Origin of the sequence: Christiangramia sp. LLG6405-1, from assembly GCF_045055805.1 — a bacterium.
Taxonomy (GTDB): domain Bacteria; phylum Bacteroidota; class Bacteroidia; order Flavobacteriales; family Flavobacteriaceae; genus Christiangramia.
This window is the reverse complement of the sequence record NZ_CP159330.1, coordinates 1-25899: the sequence shown is the minus strand read 5'-3', so window position 1 is coordinate 25899 and position 25899 is coordinate 1. Positions and strand designations below refer to the sequence as shown.

18 protein-coding genes, 2 tRNA genes and 3 rRNA genes are annotated in these 25899 nt (G+C 40.1%); 10 read left to right on the top strand and 13 right to left on the bottom strand.

The genetic code is table 11. The features are described from left to right. Positions 1-787 precede the first annotated feature (787 nt). The 5 genes from ABVM50_RS00115 to rrf all read left to right on the top strand — a co-directional run bounded on the left by ABVM50_RS00115 (position 788) and on the right by rrf (position 6019). Positions 788-2317: ribosomal RNA gene (locus tag ABVM50_RS00115) — 16S ribosomal RNA — on the top strand. A 98-nt stretch (positions 2318-2415) separates the two neighbouring features. Next, a tRNA-Ile gene (locus ABVM50_RS00110) sits at positions 2416-2489 on the top strand. A gap of 122 nt (positions 2490-2611) precedes the next feature. Further along, a tRNA-Ala gene (locus ABVM50_RS00105) sits at positions 2612-2685 on the top strand. A 233-nt stretch (positions 2686-2918) separates the two neighbouring features. Next, positions 2919-5752, top strand: a 23S ribosomal RNA gene (locus ABVM50_RS00100). 157 nt (positions 5753-5909) lie between these two features. Beyond that, positions 5910-6019 (top strand): 5S ribosomal RNA (rrf, locus tag ABVM50_RS00095). The 16S, 23S and 5S rRNA genes sit together here with 2 tRNA genes alongside, the layout of an rRNA operon. 678 nt (positions 6020-6697) lie before the next feature. Here rrf and ABVM50_RS00090 read toward each other — a convergent pair. Genes ABVM50_RS00090 through ABVM50_RS00075 form a run of 4 tightly spaced genes read right to left on the bottom strand, consistent with a single transcriptional unit; the run spans position 6698 to position 11376 of the window. Beyond that, positions 6698-6928 (bottom strand): DUF6095 family protein, encoded by a 231-nt coding sequence (locus tag ABVM50_RS00090; protein WP_405199423.1) that lies wholly within the window; start codon positions 6926-6928, stop codon positions 6698-6700. After that, positions 6928-7737: a DUF4249 domain-containing protein gene (locus ABVM50_RS00085; RefSeq protein ID WP_405199422.1), complete on the bottom strand. Its 810-nt coding sequence runs from the start codon at positions 7735-7737 to the stop codon at positions 6928-6930. Before ABVM50_RS00085 ends, ABVM50_RS00090 begins: the two co-directional genes overlap by 1 nt. 2 nt (positions 7738-7739) lie before the next feature. After that, positions 7740-10109, bottom strand: coding sequence for a TonB-dependent receptor (locus ABVM50_RS00080; RefSeq protein WP_405199421.1), 2370 nt, complete (start codon positions 10107-10109; stop codon positions 7740-7742). A gap of 40 nt (positions 10110-10149) precedes the next feature. Continuing rightward, positions 10150-11376, bottom strand: a complete 1227-nt coding sequence (locus tag ABVM50_RS00075) for a multidrug effflux MFS transporter (protein ID WP_405199420.1) — start codon at positions 11374-11376, stop codon at positions 10150-10152. Positions 11377-11550: 174 nt separating this feature from the next. Between ABVM50_RS00075 and ABVM50_RS00070 the strand changes: the two genes are divergently transcribed. After that, a complete protein-coding gene (locus tag ABVM50_RS00070; protein ID WP_405199419.1) occupies positions 11551-12165 on the top strand; it encodes a DEAD/DEAH box helicase in 615 nt (204 codons plus the stop codon). A gap of 50 nt (positions 12166-12215) precedes the next feature. On the opposite strand, the gene ABVM50_RS00065 is transcribed toward ABVM50_RS00070, so the two are convergent. The 6 genes from ABVM50_RS00065 to ABVM50_RS00040 form a co-directional block, all read right to left on the bottom strand. Then, positions 12216-14444 carry an NADP-dependent isocitrate dehydrogenase gene (locus tag ABVM50_RS00065; RefSeq protein WP_405199418.1) on the bottom strand — a complete coding sequence of 743 codons (2229 nt, stop codon included), beginning with the start codon at positions 14442-14444 and terminating at the stop codon, positions 12216-12218. Between the two features lie 532 nt (positions 14445-14976). Beyond that, a complete protein-coding gene (gene rplS, locus ABVM50_RS00060) occupies positions 14977-15330 on the bottom strand; it encodes a 50S ribosomal protein L19 (protein WP_141878372.1) in 354 nt (117 codons plus the stop codon). A gap of 117 nt (positions 15331-15447) precedes the next feature. Then, positions 15448-16128 carry a tRNA (guanosine(37)-N1)-methyltransferase TrmD gene (trmD, locus tag ABVM50_RS00055; RefSeq protein WP_405199417.1) on the bottom strand — a complete coding sequence of 227 codons (681 nt, stop codon included), beginning with the start codon at positions 16126-16128 and terminating at the stop codon, positions 15448-15450. Between the two features lie 21 nt (positions 16129-16149). Beyond that, on the bottom strand, positions 16150-16746 hold the full coding sequence (locus ABVM50_RS00050; RefSeq protein ID WP_405199416.1) for a hypothetical protein: 597 nt from the start codon (positions 16744-16746) through the stop codon (positions 16150-16152). Between the two features lie 202 nt (positions 16747-16948). Continuing rightward, positions 16949-18397, bottom strand: coding sequence for a glyceraldehyde-3-phosphate dehydrogenase (locus tag ABVM50_RS00045; RefSeq protein WP_405200724.1), 1449 nt, complete (start codon positions 18395-18397; stop codon positions 16949-16951). Positions 18398-18516: 119 nt separating this feature from the next. Beyond that, the gene (locus ABVM50_RS00040; RefSeq protein WP_405199415.1) at positions 18517-19917 is read right to left on the bottom strand and encodes a trypsin-like peptidase domain-containing protein; all 1401 of its coding nucleotides are present in this window, start codon (positions 19915-19917) and stop codon (positions 18517-18519) included. Positions 19918-20049: 132 nt separating this feature from the next. On the opposite strand from ABVM50_RS00040, the gene dapF reads away from it, so the two are divergent. From dapF to ABVM50_RS00020, 4 genes are all read left to right on the top strand, one after another. Beyond that, complete coding sequence (gene dapF / locus ABVM50_RS00035; RefSeq protein ID WP_405199414.1) at positions 20050-20838, top strand: diaminopimelate epimerase; 789 nt, start codon at positions 20050-20052, stop codon at positions 20836-20838. Beyond that, positions 20832-21362 (top strand): GNAT family N-acetyltransferase, encoded by a 531-nt coding sequence (locus tag ABVM50_RS00030; protein WP_405199413.1) that lies wholly within the window; start codon positions 20832-20834, stop codon positions 21360-21362. Before dapF ends, ABVM50_RS00030 begins: the two co-directional genes overlap by 7 nt. Continuing rightward, positions 21352-22395: an endolytic transglycosylase MltG gene (gene mltG / locus ABVM50_RS00025; RefSeq protein ID WP_405199412.1), complete on the top strand. Its 1044-nt coding sequence runs from the start codon at positions 21352-21354 to the stop codon at positions 22393-22395. Before ABVM50_RS00030 ends, mltG begins: the two co-directional genes overlap by 11 nt. A gap of 196 nt (positions 22396-22591) precedes the next feature. Then, on the top strand, positions 22592-23263 hold the full coding sequence (locus ABVM50_RS00020; protein ID WP_405199411.1) for a peptidoglycan-binding protein LysM: 672 nt from the start codon (positions 22592-22594) through the stop codon (positions 23261-23263). A 3-nt stretch (positions 23264-23266) separates the two neighbouring features. Here the strand turns inward: ABVM50_RS00020 and ABVM50_RS00015 are convergent, their stop codons facing one another. The 3 genes from ABVM50_RS00015 to dnaA are packed head-to-tail and all read right to left on the bottom strand — an operon-like array spanning position 23267 to position 25899. Then, positions 23267-23995, bottom strand: coding sequence for an SAM-dependent methyltransferase (locus tag ABVM50_RS00015; RefSeq protein ID WP_405199410.1), 729 nt, complete (start codon positions 23993-23995; stop codon positions 23267-23269). After that, a complete protein-coding gene (locus tag ABVM50_RS00010) occupies positions 23992-24459 on the bottom strand; it encodes a low molecular weight protein-tyrosine-phosphatase (protein WP_405199409.1) in 468 nt (155 codons plus the stop codon). The genes ABVM50_RS00015 and ABVM50_RS00010 overlap by 4 nt, the downstream gene beginning before the upstream one ends. A gap of 12 nt (positions 24460-24471) precedes the next feature. Then, on the bottom strand, positions 24472-25899 hold the full coding sequence (dnaA, locus tag ABVM50_RS00005) for a chromosomal replication initiator protein DnaA (RefSeq protein WP_322300789.1): 1428 nt from the start codon (positions 25897-25899) through the stop codon (positions 24472-24474).

Below are 25899 nucleotides of genomic sequence, written 5' to 3'. Positions count from 1 at the left end.
AATACATTATGAAATTATTTAGACTTTTATAAATCTGAATTTCAACCACTTATAATAAATCTTGTATTTATTTTATAATTTTCTTCGGAAAGTTATTGTGTAATTAAAATTGGGGTGTATATTTGCAGCCGCTTTGGGAGCAAGGCGTATGTTCGTTGAGAGTAGTGATGGTGGGTAATGCGGAAGGATCTGGCTTTAGAAAATTAATTTAAAATTTATTAAATTTTAGTTTGGTAGAAAGGAAAAAGTTAGTGTATATTTGCAGCCGCTTTGAGAGCAAGGCGAGAGTTCACTGAAAGGTATGTAAAGGGTAGGCTATTGTTGGTCTAAGGCAAAAAAATAAAAATTAAATTTCTTTAAATTTTATTTGGCTGGAGAGCAAAACTAGTTTTATATTTGCACCCGCTTTGAAAACGAAGCGACGTTCATAGGAAGGTTGGGAGAGTTTAAAGGTAGGAAAGCTTTAGAGAAAGAAACTAAAAATTTTATTAAAAAAGTTTTGGTTGATAAAGAAAAAGCGTTGTATATTTGCACCCGCTTTGAGAGCAAGCAAACGTTCAAAAATTACAAACTGAAATTACTAGAAACCACCGGATGGGGTGATAGAATAAGGTTCGATTCCTTAGGTTTTAACAAGACAGATTGGGAGACCAATTAAGTTCATTGATATATTGAATTGACAAAGGGTTTTATCTTTAATTAGATAGAATCAAGTGTATAAGAATTAAGACTAGAAAAGTCATACTGAGCAATTTCTTTAGTAGTTGTTGAATATATTTAAGATTTAACGATGAAGAGTTTGATCCTGGCTCAGGATGAACGCTAGCGGCAGGCCTAACACATGCAAGTCGAACGGTAACAGGGATTAGCTTGCTAATCCGCTGACGAGTGGCGCACGGGTGCGTAACGCGTATACAATCTGCCTTTAAGCGGGGAATAGCCCATGGAAACGTGGATTAATACCCCATAGTCTATAAACTTCACCTGGAGATTATAGTAAACATTTATGGCTTAAAGATGAGTATGCGTCCTATTAGTTAGTTGGTAAGGTAACGGCTTACCAAGACGGCGATAGGTAGGGGTCCTGAGAGGGAGATCCCCCACACTGGTACTGAGACACGGACCAGACTCCTACGGGAGGCAGCAGTGAGGAATATTGGACAATGGAGGCAACTCTGATCCAGCCATGCCGCGTGCAGGAAGACGGCCCTATGGGTTGTAAACTGCTTTTATACGGGAAGAACCACATCTACGTGTAGATGCTTGACGGTACCGTATGAATAAGGACCGGCTAACTCCGTGCCAGCAGCCGCGGTAATACGGAGGGTCCAAGCGTTATCCGGAATCATTGGGTTTAAAGGGTCCGTAGGCGGGATAATAAGTCAGTGGTGAAAGTCTGCAGCTCAACTGTAGAATTGCCATTGATACTGTTGTTCTTGAATTATTATGAAGTGGTTGGAATGAGTAGTGTAGCGGTGAAATGCATAGATATTACTCAGAACACCTATTGCGAAGGCAGATCACTAATAATATATTGACGCTGAGGGACGAAAGCGTAGGTAGCGAACAGGATTAGATACCCTGGTAGTCTACGCCGTAAACGATGGTTACTAGCTGTTCGGCTCGATTGAGAGCTGAGTGGTTAAGCGAAAGTGATAAGTAACCCACCTGGGGAGTACGTTCGCAAGAATGAAACTCAAAGGAATTGACGGGGGCCCGCACAAGCGGTGGAGCATGTGGTTTAATTCGATGATACGCGAGGAACCTTACCAGGGCTTAAATGCAGTTGGACAGGTCTGGAAACAGACCCTTCTTCGGACTAATTGCAAGGTGCTGCATGGTTGTCGTCAGCTCGTGCCGTGAGGTGTCAGGTTAAGTCCTATAACGAGCGCAACCCCTGTGGTTAGTTGCCAGCGAGTCATGTCGGGAACTCTAGCCAGACTGCCAGTGCAAACTGTGAGGAAGGTGGGGATGACGTCAAATCATCACGGCCCTTACGTCCTGGGCCACACACGTGCTACAATGGTAGGGACAGAGGGCAGCTACCCCGCGAGGGGATGCGAATCTTCAAACCCTATCACAGTTCGGATCGCAGTCTGCAACTCGACTGCGTGAAGCTGGAATCGCTAGTAATCGCATATCAGCCATGATGCGGTGAATACGTTCCCGGGCCTTGTACACACCGCCCGTCAAGCCATGGAAGCCGGGGGTACCTGAAGTCCGTCACCGTAAGGAGCGGCCTAGGGTAAAACTGGTAACTGGGGCTAAGTCGTAACAAGGTAGCCGTACCGGAAGGTGCGGCTGGAACACCTCCTTTCTAGAGCTTTGCATGTTTACATGCAAGCGACAATTAGTAAAGGGAAGTTCAGAGACCAATTTGGTCTTGATTCTTATGTCAATTCGATTATTATGGACAGTCTCATAGCTCAGCTGGTTAGAGCGCTACACTGATAATGTAGAGGTCGGCAGTTCGAGTCTGCCTGAGACTACTTGAAAGAGTAAGCCATCAGGTTTATAAGTTCATTTGAAACATTGAAAGGAAATTTTAGAGGTTGAGTAGCCGTTATAAGTACTGTTAACTAATAACTGGTTAGCTGGATACTAAAATAATGGGGGATTAGCTCAGCTGGCTAGAGCGCCTGCCTTGCACGCAGGAGGTCATCGGTTCGACTCCGATATTCTCCACGATTCCTAGAGATAGAGAGGGTTATAGTTTTTACAAACAACCAGGAAACATATGTTTTTAGTTTGTAGGATCATCGAGACTCTATCGTTATTACGGGAAAAAAGTTCATTGACATATTGAAGAAACAAAGAATACGAGAACACTATTAGATAGAAATATTTAATATAAGTAATACATTATAATACTTCTGTTCTAGCGTAAGTTAGAATAGATTAGAGCATTAAGCAAAGCGCATACAAGCTAGATAAGGGCGTATGGGGAATGCCTAGGCTCTCAGAGGCGAAGAAGGACGTGATAAGCTGCGAAAAGTCGTGGGGATTGGCACATACAAATTGATCCGCGAATATCCGAATGGGGCAACCCACTATATTGAAGATATAGTATCCGCAAGGAGGCGAACCCGGAGAACTGAAACATCTAAGTACCCGGAGGAAGAGAAAACAATAGTGATTGCGCTAGTAGCGGCGAGCGAACGCGCAGAAGCCCAAACCAATGAGTTTACGGACTTATTGGGGTTGTAGGACTGCAACATTGTTTGTACAATGAATTAGAACAAGTTGGAAAGCTTGGCCATAGACGGTGATAGCCCGGTATAGGAAAGTTGATATAAAGCATAGCAGTATCCTGAGTAGTGCGGGGCACGTGAAACCCTGTATGAATCCGGCGGGACCATCCGCCAAGGCTAAATACTCCTGAGAGACCGATAGTGAACCAGTACCGTGAGGGAAAGGTGAAAAGAACCCTGAATAAGGGAGTGAAATAGATCCTGAAACCATACGCTTACAAGCGGTCGGAGCCCTTTAGTGGGGTGACGGCGTGCCTTTTGCATAATGAGCCTACGAGTTACCGTTGCCAGCAAGGTTAAGCAGTTCAGCTGTGGAGCCGTAGCGAAAGCGAGTCTGAATAGGGCGCTTTAGTTGGTAGTGGTAGACGCGAAACCGTGTGATCTACCCTTGGGCAGGTTGAAGCTGTGGTAACACATAGTGGAGGACCGAACCCGTTGACGTTGAAAAGTCTTGGGATGACCTGAGGGTAGGGGTGAAAGGCCAATCAAACTCGGAAATAGCTCGTACTCCCCGAAATGCATTTAGGTGCAGCGATATAGATAGTTTTATAGAGGTAGAGCTACTGATTGGATGCGGGGGCTTCACCGCCTACCAATTCCTGACAAACTCCGAATGCTATAAAATGATTCATATCAGTGAGGGCATGGGTGCTAAGGTCCATGTCCGAGAGGGAAAGAACCCAGACCATCAGCTAAGGTCCCAAAATATATGTTAAGTTGAAGAAACGCGGTTGAACTGCCCAGACAGCTAGGATGTTGGCTTGGAAGCAGCCATTCATTTAAAGAGTGCGTAACAGCTCACTAGTCGAGCGGTTCGGCATGGATAATAATCGGGCATAAACATATTACCGAAGCTATGGACTATAGTTTACTATAGTGGTAGGGGAGCATTGTAACAGAGATGAAGGTGAGTCGCGAGGCTTGCTGGATCGGTTACAAAAGAAAATGTAGGCATAAGTAACGATAATGCGGGCGAGAAACCCGCACACCGAAAGACTAAGGTTTCCTCAGCTATGCTAATCAGCTGAGGGTTAGTCGGGACCTAAGGCGAACCCGAAAGGGGTAGTCGATGGACAAGCAGTTAATATTCTGCTACTTGCCCCACGTTAAAGCGGACGGAGGCGTAAATTTGGTGCGTACTGACGGAATAGTACGTTGAAGGGAGTGGTAACACCCCGATAGTACACAAAAGCTACGGCCGGCGTGATAATCCAGAGGAGCGACTTCCAAGAAAAGCGAGTGGAGGCAACCCGTACCCTAAACCGACACAGGTAGTTGGGATGAGAATTCTAAGGTGCTCGAGAGATTCATGGCTAAGGAACTAGGCAAAATTGGCCCGTAACTTCGGGAGAAGGGTCGCCCCCCTTATGGGGGGGCCGCAGTGAAAAGATCCAGGCGACTGTTTATCAAAAACACAGGGCTCTGCTAAATCGAAAGATGACGTATAGGGCCTGACACCTGCCCGGTGCTGGAAGGTTAAGGGGAGATGTTAGCTTCGGCGAAGCATTGAACTGAAGCCCCAGTAAACGGCGGCCGTAACTATAACGGTCCTAAGGTAGCGAAATTCCTTGTCGGGTAAGTTCCGACCTGCACGAATGGTGCAACGATCTGGATACTGTCTCAGCCATGAGCTCGGTGAAATTGTAGTATCGGTGAAGATGCCGATTACCCGCTGTGGGACGAAAAGACCCCGTGCACCTTTACTATAGCTTAGTATTGACTTTGAACAAGTGATGTGTAGGATAGGTAGGAGACTTTGAAGCTGCATCGCCAGGTGTGGTGGAGTCGTTGTTGAAATACTACCCTTTACTTGTTTAGAGCCTAACTTCCAATGGAAGGACAGTGCTTGGTGGGTAGTTTGACTGGGGTGGTCGCCTCCAAAAGAGTAACGGAGGCTTCTAAAGGTTCCCTCAGCACGCTTGGTAACCGTGCGTAGAGTGCAATGGCAAAAGGGAGCTTGACTGAGAGACATACAGGTCGATCAGGTACGAAAGTAGAGCATAGTGATCCGGTGACACCGCATGGAAGGGTCATCGCTCAAAGGATAAAAGGTACGCCGGGGATAACAGGCTGATCTCCCCCAAGAGCTCACATCGACGGGGGGGTTTGGCACCTCGATGTCGGCTCGTCACATCCTGGGGCTGGAGAAGGTCCCAAGGGTTGGGCTGTTCGCCCATTAAAGTGGCACGCGAGCTGGGTTCAGAACGTCGTGAGACAGTTCGGTCTCTATCTACAGTGGGCGTTAGAAATTTGAGTGGACCTGATCCTAGTACGAGAGGACCGGATTGGACGAACCTCTGGTGTATCTGTTGTTCCGCCAGGAGCACTGCAGAGTAGCTACGTTCGGAAGGGATAAGCGCTGAAAGCATATAAGCGCGAAACCCACCACAAGATGAGATTTCTTTAAAGGACCGTGGGAGACTACCACGTTGATAGGCTATAGGTGTAAAGGCAGTAATGTCATAGCCGAGTAGTACTAATAATCCGTAAAGCTTGATGCGCGATGGCTCTGAGGCCGCAAAACCTCAGAGCCGCCAAATGCTTATTTTATAGTTGTAGTACAGGTACTTGTAACTTTTTTGTTTCTTTAATTATGTCAACGATATTAGTTCTGAGAAATCAGAACAGTTTTAAGCTCGAAGCTTATAACTTACCTTTTAAGGTGGCTATAGCAACGGGGCTCACCTCTTCCCATCCCGAACAGAGTAGTTAAGCCCGTTAGCGCAGATGGTACTGCTGTATTGTGGGAGAGTATGTCGTCGCCTTCTTCTTAAGAACCCTTCATCATATCGATGAAGGGTTTTTTTATGCCATAAAGTTAAGGAGTGAATAGCTTTTGCCGTTAATTACTATCGAAAACCATGTTACTTGGTGTCACAAAACCTGTAATGACTTCAATCAGTAAACATAATTGGTGTCTGTTACTATCTTTACTACCTTACTTCCGAATAACCTAACCTTTGGTAACCCGCATTTTCACTTCTTCCAGCCTTCAATATCAAAACGGATCCGCATAATTATTCTGGCTAATCTTAGGTGCTACTATATAGAAACAGACTTTCATCCGGGATGAATCCGAGTATGGTATAATTCGGATTTCAACACGGACGTAAGTTATTTTAATATATGATAATCATAAGTGTAACTAAATCGTAGGGCTGTATTTGCTAATATCAGAACAGGAATTTACAGGTGATCAGAATGATCAAATGTTAACTGAAAAAACCTCGTTTTAAAACGAAGTGCTTGTAGATGGAATCTATAATTACTTTGTTTATTGAATCATCCATAAATTAGTTTACGGGATCTGGATCCGAAGCATATAGTTTAACTATACTCTTTTCCGAAGAATATCAATCAAATCTAGTTTAGTTGAGCTGACTTTTCTGACTACCAACTGAAATTAATCAGATCGTGTATTAAACTGCCAGGAATTGGAATATAATTTAGGAGCGTTTTCCGAAGAACGAATTCACCATGGTCATAATTCCCTTGAACATTAGAAAGATCGCAGCGAAGGTCGCAATGATACCAAAGATCAGGACAGGAATATACCAGGGATGATCCTGGTTATTAAAAGCATTATACAACACCGAAGGTCCAATCATAACTAGTGGTAAGGACCCTGCGAGATATTTCACTCCTTTTGATAAGGTCTTTTTATCTGTATGCTTCATTATTCGACGGTATAGGTTATTGAATCTGATTCAGAAAGCCTGAAATAACCAAATGGGAAGTTATCCTGGTTTGTTTCATTTACAATATTGCCTCTTACTACGGCTGGCATTGTTTCAAACGGTCCTCCCTGGTTCGTGCCAACTTGTGATCTCAGTACAAACATATAATCATAATATTCTCTGCTTATACCTTCCATTTGTATGGAAATTACATCACCCTGTTCAATATCTTCATTAGAAAAATATCCGAAGATCTGGTTACCATCTGTAAACTCATCTTCATATAATTCCAGAAAGACGTCATCATCTGTAAACTTAAATAAATAGTAATTCTCCTGATTAGCCGGATCTGTATAAAACGCCTTTATCTCAATTTCATCCCCAGTAAAGCCGCCACCATCTAACTGTTCTACATAATCTATTCCCGAAACCGACTCAAAACTTTCGGTTGCAGTATAAACCTGATCATTATACATTAATTCTAGTTCATATTCCAGATCAAGAATAGGTTGAAATTCTTCGTTTATATATATGCCATTTTGATCATGAGTAAATTCATATCTACTACCATTTTCAGAAGTAACCGCTATTGAAGCATTCGTCACTGGCCGTAGTTCTTCTTCATAGTACGGACTTGTTGTACTTAACCTGATTTCCTGAAGATTGCCTTCTGTTCCTTTGATCCAGATGATAGAAGCTTCCACCACTAATTTAGGTTCAGACTCTTCCAGTTCGATATCTACGACTTCTTCGCAGGAGATGAACCCCAGAAGTGCAATTACGGTCAAAAAGGATTTATAGAATCTCATTTCTAAAATTTAAAATTATAAGTTACCGATGGGATGATCCCGAAGAGCGTTAGTCTTACAGCTTCATTTCTCCCAGTATCCATATTTTCACGGAACGTAATCGAATAAGCGTTCTGGCGATTGTACACATTATAAATTCCGAAATTCCATGAGCTTTGCAATTTTCGACCCTTATTCTTTTTAGGATAATAGGTTGCCGAAAGATCCAAACGATGATAAGATGGAAGTCTATCCTCATTTCTTGCACCATAAACAGGAATATTCACATCTTCATATTCGTACTGTGCATTCGGAAATGTAGTAGCTAGCCCGGTCTGGTAAATAAAATTAGCATTGAGATCCCAGTTCTCGTTTAGATCATAGCTACCGGTAATAGTTACGTCATGTGGCTTATCAAAATTCGTCTTATACCAGTCACCATTATTTATTCCTATTTCCTGAGAGTTTCTGCCCGGCGTTCTCTGCTCAGATCTCGATAGGGTGTAAGCCAGCCATCCTGTGAATCTTCCCTCGTTCTTTCGTAATAGTAATTCGAGTCCGTAAGCTCTTGCTTCTCCGTTAAGAACTACTCGCTCAATAGCATTGTTGGCGATTAAATTCGCACCGTCTATGTAATCTATTCTGTTTTGAATATCCTTATAAAAACTTTCAATTTCCAGGCTATAATCTCCATTATTAAAATTTCTGAAATAGCCAATTGCATATTGATCTAGTAGTTGTGGCTTTACATAGGGCCCACTAGGAGTCCAAACATCTAATGGAGTGGGACTGCTGGTATTTGAAATTAAATGTAAATATTGCGCCATCCGGTTATAAGAAACTTTTACTGACTGGTCCTCTGCGAAATTATAGGCGATGGCCAGTCTTGGTTCGAAATTGGTGAAAGTTTCAAGTGATTCTCCGCGCGAAACATCTCTGGTTTCAAGAATATCAGCTTCACTATAAATTCCAGTTCTGGGATTGTAAGCAACTGGTTCATCATTGGCGTACGTATTGAATTCATTCTGACCCAATCTGAAAAAATTACTCAGCCTCATTCCATATTCTGCGGAAAGCTTTTCTGAAAATTTATGTTCTGCTGAAATATAAAAGGCATTTTCAAGAGCATATTTATCATTCAGTTTGAAGTAATTGATTCCTGAAGTTTCATCTATAGGTTCTATTTCCCCGGGATTGAACTTATAATAAGTATTGTGCATCCCGTACTTCAGCTCGAAATTCTCTGAAATATAATGGTTAAAATCATACTTGAGATTAAGATTTCTAATACCGCTATCCCAGTTAAATCCAACAAAGTTCAGATTGAGTCCGTAGTAGTAATCACTATAAATAGCAGAGAGATTGGTGAAAATATTATCTGAGAATACATGGTTCCATCTCAGGTTAAGTACAGCATTCCCGTAAGTATTCTCAAAATTCTGACTAATATTGAAAACATCCCGACCAAAATATCCACTTAAAAGGAGCTTATTGCTTTCATCCAGTTCATAACTTAATTTGGTGTTCAGATCATAGAAATAAGCAGAGTTGTCATTGTCTGTTAACTTCAGAAATAGATGAGCATAAGAACTTCTTGCTCCAACTAGAAAACTTCCTTTATCTTTAACTATAGGACCTTCAGCTAGAAGGCGACTGGAAATTGCACCAATTCCACCCTGCATTTTGAATTCCCGGCTATTCCCATCACGCTGATAAATATCCAGAACCGAAGATACACGACCTCCATATTCCGCAGGAATTCCGCCCTTGTATAACTTAAGATCCTTAATCGCATCTGGATTGAAAACTGAAAATAATCCGAATAAATGTGAGGAATTATAAATGGTAGCTTCATCCAGCAAAATTAAATTCTGATCTACTGCGCCTCCTCGCACATTGAACCCAGAAGAGCCTTCACCAGCATTGGAGACACCTGGCAAAAGTAATAGGCTTCTTACCACATCAACTTCTCCGAACACCACTGGGATCTTTTTTATAGTTCCAATGGAGAGTCGGTTAACACTCATCTCTGGTTTTTTAATGTTAAGGGCTTCAATATCGCTTGTTATGACTACTTCATCCAGACTTTCGGAGGCTTCTGAAAGTTGAAAGTTCTGTTGAGTATTATCTGAAATGTTCACTTCATCTTCAGCATTCGCATAACCAATATAGGTAAGAATGACCCTGTGGTTACCAGCTGGTAGTTTGATCGAATAATAACCATAATCATTCGTGACCACGCCGGTTGCAAGATCTGGGAAAATAAGATTAACCCCGATAAGGGTTTCGTTACTGCTTTTGTCGATCACTCTACCGCTTAAAGTATACTCTTGTGAGAACGCAATAGAAGGTAGGATGACTAATAGTAGAAAACTTAAAAGTCGCAATTTCAATTTTTCAATAAAAATAGGCTATACCGTGGAAACCCAAAAATTATACTTCACTGAACTTCAAGGCTTTTTTCTCCTGATTCGAAAATTGAAACAGAAGTGCGAAACTGATTGCGAAACAAACTAGTAGAATGATTGCCAGAGGTAGTGTACTTGAGGTGTGAAACTGACTGATAGCGAAAGATGTCAGCGCTCCCAGGATCATTTTTAAACTACCTATTAATGCGGAAGCTCTACCAGCCTTAGCCTCGAAAGGTTCTAAGGACAAGGCTGTGGTATTCGGATTTTGAAAACCCAGTAAAAATAGCATAAGGAATAGTAAAACTGCTGTGATCACCAGTCCAAATCCTGCTATTGTATTCAATAGGAATAAGACAGAGAGTACTAAAAGTATCACACTATTAAATATCGTGATCTGGAATGGAGTGTATTTTTTAAGAAAAAGTCGGTTAATCTGGCTTCCAAGGATAAGACCTGCCGCATTTATACCAAACAGAATTCCAAATTCCTTCTGAGTGAGATCAAAATTTTCCATAAACAGTTTTGGAGCTCCCGAAATATATGCGAACATCGCTCCAATAGCGAAACTCCCTGCCATTGAAAAACTCCAGAACTTGTGATGGGTAAGTATTTTAAAGTAATTAACTGCGACCTGTTTTGGTCTTAGATTAACTGCCCTGTCTGGCGTTTTACTTTCCGGTAGAAGTTTGGTTACACTGAAGATCATCAACACACTAAAAATGGCTAAAAAGAGAAAGATCATTTCCCATCCCATAGCATCTATGATAAAACTTCCTACCGTAGGGGCAATGATTGGAGCACCACCCATAATTAACATTAGCACAGAGATCGCACCTGCTACTTCGTTTACCGGAAAAACATCACGAACAATGGCTTTCGCTGCCACCATACCACCTGCGGCACCAAGTGCTAGAAAGAATCGTGATACAACGAGCCAGGTTAGATCTGGTGAATACATACAGCTTAATGCTGCGAGGAAATAAATACCGAGGCCAATAAGTAATGGCCTTTTTCTACCGTATTTGTCCATAATCGGGCCATAGGCTAATTGTCCAAGAGAGATTCCTATAAAGTAACTTGTAAGTGTTAAACCAATCTGGCTAATCGTAGTATTAAAATCCTGGGCTATACTTTCGAAACCAGGTAAGTACGCGTCGATAGAGAAAGGGCCTAAAGCGATTAGTGTTCCCAAAACAAGAAGTATAATAAACTCCTGTTTTTTGTCTCGCTCTTCTGAAATTTTCTGCATTATGCAAATTTCAGCAAAGTGAATAGCCTGTTCTAATTTCCTGATGGCTTTAACGAAAGATTAAATAGCTTGTTGAGGCAATCAAAGCTTTTTGCTTTAGTGACCGAGTATTTGAGCAAAATGTCGAACTTTGCCCTCGGCTTAGGCTGATCTTGAACTAACAAAATTTTAAGTATGTCATTTAAAAAACTGAACCCTGTTCTTAAATCCACTTTAGAGGAAATGGGATTGGAATCTGCTAACTCTTTTCAGAAGAAGGCATTACCTAAAATTAAAAGTGGAGCAGATCTCTACATGATAGCTCCTAAAGGCAGTGGTAAAACTACGGCACTTATCATAAGTGTGATTCAGCAATTAAATGCTGAAGCATTTGAAGATTCTCCAAGAGCTTTGATCTTTGTAAAAAACAAGGAGGCTGCATTGAGTCTGGAAGAGAGGTTCAAAGATTTTACTTCTGAAACTGATCTTAGAGTTTATTCTGCTTACGACGAACAGAATATCGATGATCAAAAAGATGCTATCTATTATGGTGTTGATATTGTGATTGCCACTCCTCAAAGGTTGAGCAAATTGTTTTCTATGACGGGTATACACCTGGGTCAACTTAAGATGTTCATTATCGAAGATGCCGAATTTATTTCACGTGGAGGTCATTTAAATCATATACTCCGAATTCCTTTAAGTATCTCAAAATGTCAATACCTTGTTTTCGGAGAAACTATGGAACCAAAAATGGAGCGTTTACAGGAACAATTTATGGACCGCGCCCAAATCATCAAAATGAAATAAAAAAAGCCCCGTCTATAACGAGGCTTTGATATAAATTATACTTTGATGACTTACACTTCAGTCGCCAGGATCTCATTCAATTTGTTACTAGGACGCATGGCTTTTTTAGTCATTTCCTCATTCGGTTCGTAGTAACCTCCAATGTCTACAGGTTTTCCCTGAGCATCAATAAGATCTTTAAGGATCTGATCCTTATTCTCTTTAAGCATATCTGCCACTCTTACGAAGTAAACATTCAGGTCCTTATTGCTGGTTTGCGTAGAAAGTGCCTCAGCCCAGTATAATGCCAGGTAGAAGTGACTTCCACGGTTATCCAGCTCATTCACCTTACGTGATGGAGATCTACCTTCATTAAGGAATCTCTCTGTCGCATCATCTAATGCTTCTGCAAGAGTAAGAGCCTTCGAATTATTATATTTCTCACCAAGATGTTCCAGAGAAACCGCAAGCGCAAGAAATTCTCCAAGAGAATCCCAACGCAGGTGACCTTCTTTTACAAATTGCTGAACGTGTTTTGGAGCAGATCCACCGGCACCGGTTTCAAAAAGTCCACCACCATTCATCAAAGGAACAATAGAAAGCATCTTCGCACTGGTTCCAAGTTCCAGAATAGGGAAGAGGTCAGTTAAATAATCTCTAAGTACATTTCCAGTAACCGAGATCGTATCCTTACCATCTTTTACTCTCTCAAGTGTATATTTAGTAGCTTCAGTAGGAGCCATGATTTTAATCTCTAAACCATCAGTATCGTGGTTTGGAAGATATTTATTTACTTTCTTGATAAGTTCAGCATCATGAGCTCTATTTTCATCTAACCAGAAAACTGCAGGCATTCCAGTAGCTTTCGCTCTTGAAATTGCAAGTTTGATCCAATCCTGAACCGGCGCATCTTTAACCTGACACATTCTCCAGATATCACCTTCTTCAACATCATGTTCAAGAATAGTTTCTCCAGCTGCATTGATAACTTTTACTGAACCATTACCTGGGATCTCGAAAGTTTTGTCGTGAGATCCATACTCTTCAGCTTTTTGAGCCATTAGACCAACATTAGGAACAGTTCCCATCGTTGTTGGATCGAATGCTCCATGTTCTTTACAGAAGTCTATAGTAGCCTGGTATAAACCAGCGTAAGAACTATCAGGGATCACAGCCTTAGTGTCCTGAGTCTTACCTTGCTTGTTCCACATCTGACCACTTGTTCTAATCATAGCCGGCATAGAAGCATCAATGATCACATCACTAGGAACGTGAAGATTGGTGATTCCTTCATCTGAATTTACCATTGCGATATCCGGACCATCCTTAAGATCTTTAGCAATAGCTGAGTTAATCTCATCCTGTTTGTCTTTCGGAAGATTTTCAACAGCCTGAAGAACATCTCCTAAACCACTGGTAACATCTGCACCGGCTTTTTCAAGTTCAGCTCCATATTTATTGAATACATCTTCAAAGAATACTTTTACCGCATGACCAAAAATAATAGGGTCAGATACTTTCATCATGGTAGCTTTCATGTGCAGAGAGAAAAGCACACCTTTATCCTGTGCATCTTTTACCTGCTCGCGAAGAAACTTTAAAAGTGCTTTCTTGCTCATTTTCGTGGCATCGATCACCTCACCATCCAGAGCTTTTAAACCTTCTTTTAGAGTTTTAGCAGATCCATCTTCTGAAGTAAATTCGATTTTAAGCGTATCATCCTTGGATAAGGTTACAGAACGTTCGTTCGCTCTAAAGTCACCTTCACTCATTGTAGAAACATGAGTTTTAGAGTCTGAACTCCATTCTCCCATGCGGTGCGGATTCTTTTTAGCGAAATTCTTAACGGCTTTAGGAGCTCGTCTGTCAGAATTTCCTTCTCTAAGTACCGGATTTACTGCGCTACCTTTAACTTTATCGTATCTTGATTTTACATCCTTTTCTTCATCAGTGTTAGCATCATCCGGGTAGTCTGGAATAGCGAAACCTTTTGATTGTAATTCAGAGATAGCATTTTTCAATTGCGGAACTGAAGCACTGATATTTGGAAGCTTGATAATATTTGCCTCCGGTTGTTTTGCCAGTTCACCAAGTTCTGCGAGGTCATCTGCTACTTTTTGATAATCCTTTAGATAGTCTGGAAATTGAGATAAAATTCTTCCGGCAAGTGAAATATCACGGGTTTCGAGACTTACGCCTGCTGCTTTGGTGAATGCTTCAACGATTGGCAGGAAAGAGTAAGTTGCCAACATTGGAGCTTCATCAGTTTTGGTATAAATAATTTTTTCTTTCTGAGACATTTATTTTGTTTTTGATTGCAATAAGTTCAAAGAAAACCCTGGAACATTCCAGGGCATCGTCATACGCGCAATATACAGATTTTCACTCTTTTTTCCTAAGAGTCAATACGTGATGAGCTGTTAAGAGATCTTAATTTAGAACATAAAAAAAGCCATTTCATCTTATAACTAAAATGAAATGGCTTCAGAAACTGTAATTGATCCATTTTTAAACTAAGCTAAAACTCAATCGAATCATTACTGCTTCCAGAAAATCATAAATTCTAAAAGAAAATATGACCGAATAAGAAATCTTTCAAACTGGTTTTGATGTCCAAAACACTAATGTTATATAGAAAATTTCAAACTCTAGAAGTAAAAAAAATCTTTACTTCTTCAAGATCTAAAAATCCTTTTGTCATCCTAAATCTCTTACTTAAAGATAACTAATATTATTCTATTCTGAAAAGACTTTAACTTTTTGATGGTAAATGATTTAAACAAAAAAAGCCCCGGAAGAACCGGGGCTTTTAAATATTTGTATGAGAAAGGATTATCTTCTGATAGCTTCTTTGATACGAGCTTTCTTCCCAGTAAGTTCTCTAAAGTAGAAAATTCTTGCTCTTCTAACTTTACCTTTCTTATTGATCTCAATTTTTTGAATCGCCGGAAGGTTGATTGGGAAAATTCTTTCCACTCCAACAGTTCCACTCATCTTTCTAATAGTGAAGGTTTGAGATGATCCTGTTCCTCTTAACTGGATAACAACACCTCTAAAGAACTGTGTTCTTGTTTTCTGACCCTCTGTAATTTCGTAATAAACAGTAATAGTATCTCCTGCTGAAAATTCAGGTAGATCTTTTCTTGATACGAATTCGTCCTGAACAAATTTTACTAACGATTCCATTCTTAATAGTTTAAAGTAAATTCAAAAACAACATGCACGTTTCTCGCCAGAGGTTATTTTAGAATGAGTGCAAAATTAATTAAATAATATTATTCTACAAGCCTGAATTTGAAAAAATTAATCTTCCTTCAAAAGATCAGGTCGAAGTGCTTTGGTACGTTTATAGGCCTGATCTTCACGCCATGCTTCTATCTTTGGAAAATTACCACTGGTAAGGATCTCCGGTACTTTCCAGCCCTTATATTCCGCAGGTCTGGTGTAAACCGGGGGAGCAAGCAAATCATCCTGAAAGGAATCTGTTAAGGCAGAAGTTTCATTCCCCAGAACTCCTGGAATCAATCGAATGATCGAATCACAAAGTACCGCCGCACCTAACTCACCACCAGACAATACGTAATCTCCAATACTAATCTCTTTAGTAATGAACTGATCGCGCACTCGTTGATCTACTCCTTTATAATGACCACATAAAATAATAAGGTTTTCATGCAGAGATAAACTGTTCGCAGTTCTCTGCTCAAGTCTTTCTCCATCTGGAGTCATATAGATCACTTCCTGGTATTCTCGCTCAGACTTTAGTTTTGAAATACATTTGTCTATAGGTTCGATCATCATTACCATTCCTGCACCACCACCAAATTGATAATCATCTATTTGTTTATAGTTATCACTAACGTAATCTCTTAAATTATGCAGGTGGATCTCTACGAGACCTTTTTTGATTGCCCGTTCCAGGATAGAAGCCTCAAAAGGACTCTTTAAAATATCTGGAATGACGGTAATGATATCTATACGCATTTCTGTAGAACTGAATCTTTATTAGATGTTCGGATTATTCGACTTATTTCTTTCGTCCTGTAGCATTCTTCCAAGGCGTTGTTCCTTTTCAAGAGCCTTACTTCTATAGGTGTCGAATTCTTTTTCAGTTTCATCCAGCTTTTGCTGAGCATCTTTGGTTGCCGCGTGTGAGCTTTTATATCTGAAGAATATAATAAGAAGGATCACAACAAGAGCACCAACGATTCCCCACATCATAGCCTTGTATCCACCTTTGGAAAATGGCATTCCCAAAAACATCAAAGCATCCTTTTCTTCGGTTACTCTTTGCAAGTCCTGTTGCGTAGATTCCAGATCTGCTTTCAACTGCTGAATCTCATCGTTTTGTTGATCTACTGTATTTTTCTGAACTACGATCTCTTCTTTTAGCTCGGTGATATAACTACGGGTCGTATTTCTTAGCTCTATAAGCTTATCATAATCCACAACCTTATAACCCTGATAATTGTTGGATTCCTTGATAAGGCTTGTAAACTCGTCCTGTATGGGCGTGTCTGTTTTAAGGCTGTCTGTCTGGGCATTCATCTGAAATACACTAGCAATAACAAAAGCAGCTACAATGTAAATTTTGTTACTCATCTTTTAGGTAATTGAAATTGTTTGGGTTAATACACTTCAACGGGCGAAAAATAGAGTTAGTATATTTCAGATTTTCGGACAGAAATTCGCCTATTCGTGCTTTTAAATTCTTTTGAGTCAGTTTATTATTTGAATTAAACCGCCGCAAAAATAAAAAAACCCTACCAATGGCAGGGTCTAAAAGTTTAAAAATTTTGAGATTCTAGTAATAGGTGAATCTTCTAACTTTTGCAATGTATTTTGCCAGTCTGATTACCTGGTGACTGTATCCGTATTCGTTATCATACCATATATATAAGATCACATTTTTACCATCTGCAGAAACGATGGTAGCATTGCTATCATAGATCGCCGGGGCAGAAGAGCCTATAATGTCTGAAGACACCAGTTCATTGTCTACAGAATATTGTATTTGCTCAACAAGTTCACCTTCCAGTGCGTATTTTTTAAGGATCGAGTTAACTTCCTCAAGGCTGGTTTCTTTTTCAACTTCAAGATTCAGGATCGCAAGTGAACCATTAGGCACAGGAACTCGAATCGCATTTGAAGTCAGTTTTCCTTCAAAAACAGGCAGTGCTTTGGAAACTGCTTTTCCAGCGCCAGTTTCAGTAATCACCATATTAAGCCCGGCAGCTCTTCCACGACGATATTTGCTATGCATATTATCGACCAGGTTCTGGTCATTCGTATAAGCATGAATAGTTTCAAGATGACCGTGAACTACACCAAAAGAATCCTGAACAGCTTTTAGAACTGGAGTAATAGCATTAGTAGTACAGGATGCGGCTGAGAAAATATCAACGCTATCTGGATCATGCTCCTTCTGATTTACACCATGAACAATATTTGGGATTCCTTTTCCAGGGGCAGTCAAAAGAACTTTTGCAGCTCCTTTAGAACTCAAATGTCTGGTAAGCGCTTCCTTATCTCTGAAAGCACCAGTATTATCGATCACAAGAGCATGATTGATACCATATTGTGTATAATCAATATCTTCCGGCTGGTTTGCTGAAATCATATGAACGGTAGTCCCGTTGATGATCAACGCTGAATTTTCAACGTCTACATTTACAGTTCCGCTAAAGGGTCCGTGAACAGAATCGCTCTTCAGTAATGAAGCACGTTTTTCCAGAACACTCTGGTCTACGTTTCCACGGGTTACGATTGCTCTAAGTCTAAGCTGGTTTCCTTTCCCGGTTCTGGTCATCAATTCGCGAGCAACCAGTCTTCCAATTCTTCCGAAGCCATATAGCACAACATCTTTTGGAGTAACCACTTCGTTCAGTTTAGCATCACTCAGTTTGCTACTCACAAATGCCATCGCATTATTATGAGTTTGACCGTCAAGATGATATTCGTAGGTAAGTTTTCCAATGTCCAGCTTTGCAGGTGGAAGATTCAATCCTTGAATTGCTTTAGCGATCTCTACCGAATCAAAGATCGATATAGGTTTACCTACAAATTCTCCTGCATATTCATGAAGGTCCAGAATATCGCTAACATTTTTATTTATTAACTGATTTCTAAATAAAACGAGTTCGATCGATTTGTCATACCACAGGTCGCTAACGATATTGATAAATTCAACCGTTGCTTTGCGACGATCTGCCTGGAATGAAAGTTCTTTTTCGTAAACTTTATTAAAGTCCATTTTGTGTTGTGATGTTATAATTTCCGGCAAAAGTATATATTTCAAACGTTTTCGTAAAGGTTTTTGACATAAAAAAACCCTTCAATTCTGAAGGGCTTTTTGACTGTTTGGAATATCTCTTATCTCCAGATCATCCGTTGCTTTTCACCTTTTAAATTATGATAAGTAATAACGATAGGATTTGATTTTTTTCTGTTCTCCATGATTTGTTCCACATCCCCGATAGAATTGACTTTCTTATTATTGATTTCAGAAATGATCCCGCCCATCAATTCTGAAGAAGGAAGATCATCGGAGAGCATTCTACTAATACGAACGCCGTTGGGTGCATTATACTTTTCGAGCTCTTCTTTGGTAGTATTTGCAACTTCAAAGCCAAGAGTAGGAAGTGAATAAGTTTCAAGTTTGGTAAGCTCAATATCAACGGTTTTAGATTCTCCGTTTCGTATCAATTGTACCTTTACTATATCTCCAGGTCTCTTCGAATTAATGTAACCGGTAAGATCTGAGAACTTTGCGATTTTAATATCATCGATCTTTCTGATAACGTCGAATTCCTGAATTCCAGATTTCTCTGCACCACTTCCAGGAGTAACGGCACCAACGATTACGCCCTGTGAAATGTTGAGATTACGGTCATTAGAAATTTGTTCATTAATAGTCCCTCCGCGAATTCCAAGAATTCCTTTTTGCACGTCTCCGTATTCCATAATGTCTTCAACGATCTTTCTGGCATTATTGGAAGGTACAGCAAAAGCATATCCAATGTAGCTACCACTAGGAGAGGTGATTGCTGTATTAATACCAATTAATTCACCGTTGATATTAACGAGAGCTCCACCGCTGTTACCAGGGTTAATAGCGGCGTCGGTTTGTATAAAAGACTGCGGCGAACTGTCATTAACATTCAGATCTCTAGCTTTTGCACTTACGATCCCTGCAGTAACTGTGGACTTCAAATTGAAAGGGTTTCCAACTGCAAGAACCCATTCTCCAATTTCAGCGTTATCTGAATCTCCAAACGGAATATAATCCAGTTCACCTTCCGGCTCAACTTTTATAAGTGCGATATCAAACGCAGGATCACTACCAATCACTTCAGCAGTGTACGTCTTATTATTATTCAGAGTAACCTCGATTTCACTGGCTCCTTTAATAACATGGTTATTCGTAACGATATAACCATCAGGAGTTATAATTACACCAGAACCCGCACCCTGTAAGGCGCGACCACCTTCAGTACCATAAGGATTATATTCCCAGATGCTCCTTGGTCCTCCCTTAAATACAGCTACGTTCTTTACGTGAACCACAGCATGTATGGTTTTTTCAGCAGCATCTGTAAAATCAACATTTGTCCCGTAATTTGGAGTATTGCTAACAGGAAGGAAACTCTCTGTTGTTTCACTATTGTTTTCGTAGGAAGTAATATTATCATATTCTACCAGTAACTTATAACTTCCCAGGGTCATGGCGCCACCAAGGGCAGAGGCCAGAATTAGATTTGCTATTTTTTTCATTTTCGGATGTTATTTGATTATTTAACCTTTAATTTTTCCAACTTAGTATTCATATTGCGATTTTTAACGACCATTTAACAGGCTATGATTTCTGTTCAAAATCGTATATTCGCGCCTCTTGAAAATGAAGAAATGAATCTAGAATTCTATAAATACCAGGGCACCGGGAACGATTTTGTCATGATCGATAACCGTGATCTTAAAGTATCCAAAAATAATACCAAATTGATCAAACAGCTGTGTGACAGAAGATTCGGAATTGGGGGTGACGGACTCATCCTGCTCGAGGAACCTGATGCTGCTGAAGACGATTTTAAAATGGTCTATTTCAACGCAGACGGTAATCCAAGTAGCATGTGTGGGAATGGAGGACGCTGTCTGGTCGCTTTTGCGAACTACCTGGGAATAGTTGAAAAAACCGCCCGGTTTACTGCAATAGATGGGCCGCACAAAGCTACGATCAGCGAAGGTATTGTAAGTTTGAAAATGCAGAATGTGACGGATCTCAAGCTTCAGGAGGAATATAGTTTCCTGGATACTGGTTCGCCGCATCACGTAGTTTTTGTGGAAGATGTGCAATCTGAAGACGTTCAGCAGAAGGGTTCAGAAATTCGATATTCTGAAATGTATAAAGATAATAATGGCACTAATGTAAATTTTGTGCAGCAAATCAATGATGGGGTTCTAAAGGTACGTACTTATGAACGCGGAGTAGAGGATGAGACCTTTTCCTGTGGTACTGGAGTTACAGCAGTGGCAATCGCGGCCTACCAAACTGGTAAGATCCAGAATAAAGAAGTTAAGCTTGAAACACCTGGAGGTTCTTTGGAAGTAAAGTTTGAGAAAACTGATTCAGGATTTGAAAATATCTGGCTAACAGGACCGGCTGTTCAGGTTTTTAAAGGAGAAATTGTATGTTAACATTAAATGGAAAGAAAATATTCCTAAGAGCGTTGGAGCCGGAAGATCTGGATTTTGTTCATGAAATTGAAAATAATGAGAATTTCTGGGAGATAAGTTCAACGCAAACGCCATATTCAAAATTCTTGATTCGCCAGTATATTGAGAATGCACACCGCGATATTTATGATATTAAACAGTTAAGACTTGTTATTTGCACTAAAAGGGGTAGAGCAGTAGGTCTTATCGACGTTTTCGATCTTGATATTAAGGATCAGCGTGCTGCACTGGGTATTCTGATCGCAGATCCTAAAGATCGCAAAAAAGGCTACGGAAGAGAAAGTCTTTCGTTGTTATGCGATTTCTGTTTTACTCACCTGGGATTACATCAGGTTTACGCAAATGTAACTGAAGACAACGAAGACAGTAAGAAGGTCTTTGAAAAGAATGGCTTTAGAAAAGTAGGCTTAAAGAAAGACTGGAGCATGCATAATGGGGAATATAAAGATGAATTACTTTATCAATTGATCAACGATGTACATTAAGAAAATTATTCTGGCAATTGCTATTCTGGGCTTAATTGGCGCAGGTATTTTTAGTTATTATATATACAATAGCATCTTCACCTCAAATATTAAAATGGAGGATTCAGAGAAAGTAGTGTATATTCCAACTGGCGCTACATTCCAATCGGTTCTTGATACGCTGGATCCTTATATTAAAGACAAAGAGTCCTTTAAACTGGTGGCCGAGAAGAAAGGTTATGCTTCTAAAGTCAGACCAGGAAGATATACTATCGAAAAAGGGATGAATAATAATGATCTGGTGAACAGGTTGAGAGTTGGAAACAATCCGGTAAAGGTAATTTTCAATAACCAGGAACGTCTGGAAAATCTGGCGGGTAGGATATCTCAGCAAATTGAAGCGGATAGTGTGGAGTTGCTGAAAGCCTTTAAAAACCCTGAATTTCTAGCTGAAAATGATTTAGATCAGAACACAGCTTTAGGAATGTATATACCAAACCAGTATGAATTTTACTGGAATACTTCTGCGGAAGAGTTTCGGCAGCGAATGAAAAAGGAATATGACAGGTTCTGGACTGCTGAAAAGTTAGAGAAGGCTGAACAAATTGGTTTAACTCCATCTGAAGTGATCACCATTGCTTCAATCGTTCAAAAAGAAACAGCAAAGGTTGATGAGCGTCCTAGAGTGGCCGGAGTATATATGAACCGATTCAAAAATGGATGGAAGCTGGATGCAGATCCAACAGTCATTTATGCCATTAAGAGACAAACTCAGAATTTTGATACGATCATCAAACGAGTTCTTTATAAAGATCTGGAAATAGATTCACCTTATAACACTTATAAATATTCTACGCTGCCGCCGGGACCAATCTGGATGCCCGATATTTCATCTATCAATGCGGTACTAAATTACGAGGATCACGATTATTTTTATTTCGTAGCAAATGTTGAAAATTTCGGCTACCATAAATTTGCTAAAAACTTAGCGCAACATAACCGGAATAAGCAGGAATATGTGCGCTGGATCAACAAGCAGGGAATAAGACGTTAGTAGCTAATTTCTTACGGAATGTTTAACTTATTGATCCACAATAAGTTATCTAAAAGTTAATTCCATTAATACTTTAAATAAGCTTTAACACACTGTAAGTCAGTTTATTAAAAAATGTCGTACATTTGCGCCGCGAATATGCGGAGGGTGAATTTCAAATAATTGAACCACCATTAACTTCTCAAAAACACATGTAATGAGAAAGAAAATTGCAAAATTTTCAATCTTGCCTCTTGCAGCAGGCTCTATTTTTTTTAGTTTTTCAACGAAAAAAGCTGCAAATCTTGATTTGGAAGATTACTCAACTTACGATCTGGAACTTGATTATACAGTTCCTGATGTGCGGGATGAGATCGAACCCGAATTTCAAATTTCAACGACTTCTCCGTTTCTTGGGAAATCCTATGTTGGTTTTAAGGAAGCCCTGGCTTTCAAGGAATCTCGTGGTGATTACAAATCCATAAACGAGTTTGGTTATCTGGGAAAGTATCAGTTTGGTAAAGGAACCTTAGAATTGCTTGGTGTTTACGACACTATAGGATTCTTAAATTCACCAGCTTTACAGGAAGCAGCCTTTTATGCTAATGCATCCAGAAATAAGTGGATCTTGCAACGCGATATCAAACGATTTGTAGGTAAAAATATAAACGGTGTAATAGTAACTGAATCTGGTATTCTTGCCGCAGCACATTTAGCGGGACCTGGAAGTGTCAAAAAGTATTTGCGCAGCTGGGGAGCACAGGCTTTCAGTGACGCATTTGGTACTACAATTAAAACTTACATGAAGCGTTTTGGTGGATACGATACATCATTTGTAACGACTACTAAAAATGCCAGGGTAGATTTCGACAATCTAAACGAAGCCTAAAAATTACAGATCCTTCTGGATAATAAAAATAGCCGGTCTCTTATGGAGGTCGGCTTTTATATTTTTCCAATCCGCAGCAGTTGCCGTTTTAATGAATTCAGTGTTTAGCGTAAGATCACATGCAACGCAGATCCTGGTAGTTGGATGTAGTGTTTGAACTAGATCTTCCAGAAACTTATTATTCCTGTACGGCGTTTCTATAAATATTTGAGCCTGATTTTTTTCAGCTGAAATTCTTTCCAGGTTTTTGAGTTCGTTCTTCTTTTCTTTCTTATCGATAGGAAGATATCCATGAAAAGTAAAGCTTTGACCATTCATTCCGCTAGCCATCATCGCAAGTAGAATAGAACTGGGACCTACCATGGGAACTACTTGTATGTTAGCGTCGTGAGCCAGTCTTACGATCTCGGCGCCTGGATCTGCTACCCCGGGACAACCCGCTTCGCTCATTAATCCCATGTCCTTTCCAGCTTTTGCAGCATCTAGAAAAGTTGGAATTTCTGAAGCTTCTGTAAATTTGTTTAATGCTGAAAGTTTAAGTGAAGGTTGTGATTTCTCAGGAAGGATCTCTTTGATAAATCTTCTGGCAGTCTTTTCATTCTCAACAATGAAATCATCAATGTTCGAAATGATTTCAGCATTGATACCCGGGAAAATCTTATCTGCGTCTGAAGCGCCCAGGCCGACGGGTATCAGATAGAGTTTACCTGAATTTGTAGCAAAAGAACTCATAATTCGCCAGATTCGAGTTTACTTTTAAGTTCATCTGTTGCTTCGTCCAGCATCATATAAACATTCTTAAAGCCCTGATCTCCTCCGTGATATGGATCTGGAACATCAACATTTTCTGAAGGGAATATTTCCTCAAGGATCAAATGTACTTTCTGGCGTTCCTCATCGGTTTCTGCCATGGCGATCACATCCTTAAAATTGGAATTATCCATTACGAAAATATGATCGAAGTCCTGGAAATCTTTTTTACTGAATTGTCTTCCTCTTTGCTGGGAAATATCTAGACCATTCTTATTGGCAATGGCGATCGATCTTTTGTCTGGTTCAGAATCAACATGCCAGTCTCCGGTTCCTGCAGAATCTACAAAAACCTTTTCAGGATCTACTTTAGATTTAAGAATACCCTCGGCCAGCGGCGATCTGCAGATATTCCCGAGACACACCATCAATACCCTGGTTTTCATAAACATTTAATTTTATAGAGTGAGCTTTTTGTTGAGATCTTCAACAAATTTCTTGAATTGCTTATCTGTGGAGGCAAGATTGTCTACGGTCTTACACGCATGCAGAACGGTAGCATGATCCCTGCTCCCAATTTGAGATCCAATACTTGCCAGTGATGCTTTAGTGAATTTCTTCGCAAAGAACATCGCAAGCTGTCTCGCCTGTACAATATGGCGTTTTCTAGTTTTGGATTGTAAAGTATCCACATCCATCTGGAAGTAATCACTTACAACCTTCTGAATATAATCTATAGAAACTTCGCGCTTGGTGTTTTTCACGTAGTTATCTACGATCTTTTTCGCCAGTTCCAGAGTGATGTCTTTCTTATTGAAAGAGGAATGAGCAATTAATGAAATGATTGCACCTTCCAGTTCCCGGATATTGGTTTTAATATTATTTGCCAGGAATTCTACGATATCTTCAGGCATCTCTACACCATCACGATAAAGTTTGTTCTTAATAATCGAAACTCGAGTTTCAAAATCTGGATTTTGAAGTTCAGCAGATAGTCCCCATTTAAATCTTGACAGCAGGCGTTGTTCAATATCCTGCATGTCAACCGGAGCCTTGTCACTAGTTAAGATGACTTGCTTCCCGTTTTGATGTAAATGGTTGAAAATATGAAAAAATACATCCTGTGTTCCTGCTTTCCCAGATAATAACTGGATGTCATCGACCACCAGTACATCTATGATCTGGTAGAAGTGAATAAAATCATTACGATTATTCTTCTTAACAGATTCAATGTATTGCTGGGTAAATTTTTCCGCAGAAATATAAAGAACTGTTTTCTCCGGGTATTTATCTTTGATCTCCACGCCAATAGCATGCGCCAGATGCGTTTTCCCCAATCCTACACCGCCAAATATCAATAATGGATTAAAGGAGGTTCCTCCGGGCTTATTCGCAACAGCGAGTCCAGCGGAACGGGCAAGCCTATTTGACTCACCTTCAAGGAAATTATCAAAATTGTAATTAGGATTCAGCTGAGATTCGATCTTTACATTTCGAATTCCAGGAATAATGAAAGGATTCTTAAGTTCCGGGCTTTTGTTCTTTACAGGAACATCTACTTCCTGAGAAGCCATCTGCGACCTTTGCGTGCTTGGAATCTTCTCTGTAAAAGGTAACTTATTACCGTAGGTATTCTCCATTTTGATCACGTAGACCAATTTAGCCTTATCTCCTAATTCACGTGTAAGAGAAACCTTTAATAACTTCACATAATGTTCTTCCAGCCACTCATAGAAAAATTTAGAAGGCACCTGGATACTCAGGGCACAATCCGTTAGTTTCACTGCTTGGATAGGTTCAAACCATGTTTTATAAGCTTGAGGTGTAATATTATCCTGAATAAAAGACAGACAGTTATTCCAAACCGATTGCGCAGTTTTTGACAT

Bases quoted from the DNA above. Each gene is read 5' to 3' on its own strand.
- ABVM50_RS00085 (WP_405199422.1), bottom strand. From the start codon at position 7,737: ATGAGATTCTATAAATCCTTTTTGACCGTAATTGCACTTCTGGGGTTC.
- dapF (WP_405199414.1), top strand. From the start codon at position 20,050: ATGAATCTAGAATTCTATAAATACCAGGGCACCGGGAACGATTTTGTC.
- ABVM50_RS00090 (WP_405199423.1), bottom strand. From the start codon at position 6,928: ATGAAGCATACAGATAAAAAGACCTTATCAAAAGGAGTGAAATATCTC.
- ABVM50_RS00010 (WP_405199409.1), bottom strand. From the start codon at position 24,459: ATGAAAACCAGGGTATTGATGGTGTGTCTCGGGAATATCTGCAGATCG.
- ABVM50_RS00020 (WP_405199411.1), top strand. From the start codon at position 22,592: ATGAGAAAGAAAATTGCAAAATTTTCAATCTTGCCTCTTGCAGCAGGC.
- ABVM50_RS00045 (WP_405200724.1), bottom strand. From the start codon at position 18,397: ATGGACTTTAATAAAGTTTACGAAAAAGAACTTTCATTCCAGGCAGAT.
- mltG (WP_405199412.1), top strand. From the start codon at position 21,352: ATGTACATTAAGAAAATTATTCTGGCAATTGCTATTCTGGGCTTAATT.
- ABVM50_RS00075 (WP_405199420.1), bottom strand. From the start codon at position 11,376: ATGCAGAAAATTTCAGAAGAGCGAGACAAAAAACAGGAGTTTATTATA.
- dnaA (WP_322300789.1), bottom strand. From the start codon at position 25,899: ATGTCAAAAACTGCGCAATCGGTTTGGAATAACTGTCTGTCTTTTATT.
- ABVM50_RS00065 (WP_405199418.1), bottom strand. From the start codon at position 14,444: ATGTCTCAGAAAGAAAAAATTATTTATACCAAAACTGATGAAGCTCCA.
- ABVM50_RS00050 (WP_405199416.1), bottom strand. From the start codon at position 16,746: ATGAGTAACAAAATTTACATTGTAGCTGCTTTTGTTATTGCTAGTGTA.
- ABVM50_RS00030 (WP_405199413.1), top strand. From the start codon at position 20,832: ATGTTAACATTAAATGGAAAGAAAATATTCCTAAGAGCGTTGGAGCCG.
- trmD (WP_405199417.1), bottom strand. From the start codon at position 16,128: ATGCGTATAGATATCATTACCGTCATTCCAGATATTTTAAAGAGTCCT.
- rplS (WP_141878372.1), bottom strand. From the start codon at position 15,330: ATGGAATCGTTAGTAAAATTTGTTCAGGACGAATTCGTATCAAGAAAA.
- ABVM50_RS00015 (WP_405199410.1), bottom strand. From the start codon at position 23,995: ATGAGTTCTTTTGCTACAAATTCAGGTAAACTCTATCTGATACCCGTC.
- ABVM50_RS00070 (WP_405199419.1), top strand. From the start codon at position 11,551: ATGTCATTTAAAAAACTGAACCCTGTTCTTAAATCCACTTTAGAGGAA.
- ABVM50_RS00040 (WP_405199415.1), bottom strand. From the start codon at position 19,917: ATGAAAAAAATAGCAAATCTAATTCTGGCCTCTGCCCTTGGTGGCGCC.